Here is a 1,861-nt window from a genome sequence, read left to right on the forward strand (position 1 = left end):
GTTGGTGGTGTAAAAGTTATCGTGTCATTCACTACAGTGTGGATGACGTTCTAGTACGAGCTAACCGAGTTTGAGTGCGTTACTTAATCGCGAACATTGATCCAAAGTTAAAGCATTGGAACCACACTTCGCTGCTTGAGAAGCCAATCTTATCAAAGCGCTCTCTGTGCACTGGGATAGAGTCTGGGCGCATCACGTTTTCAATCGCGCTGCGTTTTTGGCTTACTTCAAGTTCGCTATATCCGTTAGCACGTTTGAAATCATGGTGCAGATCGATAAGCAGTTCGTTCGAGCTTTCATCTTCGAATACGTATTTCTCAGACAAGATTAGAATTCCGCCTGGGCGCAGGCCAGCATGAATTTTTTCAAGTAGGGCGTAGCGATCGTCTGGCGACAGGAATTGCAGCGTGAAGTTAAGTACTACTACCGAAGCGTCTTTGATTTCGACTTCGCGAATATCGGCTTCGATGACTTCTACAGGCGTGTCGCTGCGGTAAGCGTTAACGTGTAATTTACAGCGCTCAACCATCGCTTCTGAGTTATCAATAGCGAAAATTGTGCAGCCTTCTTGCTGGATGTGACGACGCATGGAAAGTGTTGCAGCGCCAAGAGAACAACCCAAGTCATAAACGTTTGAATGCGGTTTTACGAAACGCTCCGCTAACATACCGATAGCTGAGATGATGTTGCTGTAGCCAGGAACCGAGCGTTGAATCATATCCGGGAATACTTCTGCGACCCTTGCATCAAAGGTGAAGTCTCCAATTTTATCAATAGGAGCGGAAAAGATGTTGTCTTTGTTGCTCATGGCATTCTCTCTCGACAGTCAGCGTTACTGGTACAAAGCTCGTACCGAATAAAAGGGGGCGTATTTTACGAAAAAATAGGACTGCTGTCACGAAAACTCAGATTACTGATGAGGATTACTGTTGTATGTATAAGAAGCCTTAAAACATCGAGATTTGATGATTGCCTTTTTGAGCTGGAAATTGCTCCAGGTCAGGTAGTAATAGTGACGTATTTTCAGACACTTGTTTTTGCAATAACTCATAGATGGCGCTCGCGAGTTCCGGCGCATGATTGTTGTCTGGGGTGTGGATCATTAAGTACGGTTGTTTGCCGTCACTTAACCACTGCGGGATTTTGCTAAACCAAGGTTTGAAAAACTCGATATTTGGCGCTTGGTCAGGGTGACCAATAAATCGAATCATTGGATTATTGGCCGTCGCAATGGCATGAACAGGCACGCGTGGTTTTTTCTGATGGGCATCGATTACCGCTTCTGTGATTGGCGGCGCAGAAAAGACAGGGCGACTATCCATTATGATGCGGTTAATACCTTCCTCCACAAGCCATTGGTTAAAGCGTTTTTCAGCATCACCTTTATCAAAGAAACCCAAATGGCGAACTTCAACACCGAGCTGCATCTCCTTTGGAAACAAGGTGCAGAATTTTTGCAGAGCAGGAAGCATGCTCGGTTCAAAGGCGTGTGGTAGCTGTATGGTCCACTGACCGATGCGATCATGAAGGGGTGACATGGTCATTAAGAACTCTTTGAGCTCGGCTTGGCAGTGTCTAAGTTGTTGCTGGTGCGTGATGAACTTTGGCAGTTTAAAGGTAAACCTGAAACCATCGTGGCTTGCCGCTTTCCAGCTATGTACGGTAGTCATACTCGGCGTCGCGTAAAAGGTCGTATTGCCCTCTACGGTATGGAAAACTTGTGTGTACTTTTCAAGGCGCTCGGCGGGTTTAGTGCCTTTACCGTAGAACTGACTTTGCCACTCAGAATGAGACCACATGGTTAATCCAAGTCTTAGAGGTGAAGTGTCCATTGTTTTTACACCATTAGTCATCACATTAC

General features: G+C 45.8%; 2 protein-coding genes. Both read right to left on the reverse strand.

Going from position 1 to position 1,861, the window contains the following annotated elements; translation table 11 throughout:
• Positions 1 to 79: 79 nt before the first annotated feature.
• On the reverse strand, positions 80 to 808 hold the full coding sequence (cmoA, locus tag BCT81_RS13895) for a carboxy-S-adenosyl-L-methionine synthase CmoA (RefSeq protein WP_063523076.1): 729 nt from the start codon (positions 806 to 808) through the stop codon (positions 80 to 82).
• A 139-nt stretch (positions 809 to 947) separates the two neighbouring features.
• Positions 948 to 1,853, reverse strand: a complete 906-nt coding sequence (locus BCT81_RS13900; RefSeq protein ID WP_198596894.1) for a DUF72 domain-containing protein — start codon at positions 1,851 to 1,853, stop codon at positions 948 to 950.
• Positions 1,854 to 1,861 lie beyond the last annotated feature (8 nt).

The sequence above is a fragment of the Vibrio sp. 10N.261.52.A1 genome, assembly GCF_002876325.1.
In the GTDB taxonomy this organism is placed as follows: Bacteria; Pseudomonadota; Gammaproteobacteria; order Enterobacterales; family Vibrionaceae; genus Vibrio; species Vibrio chagasii.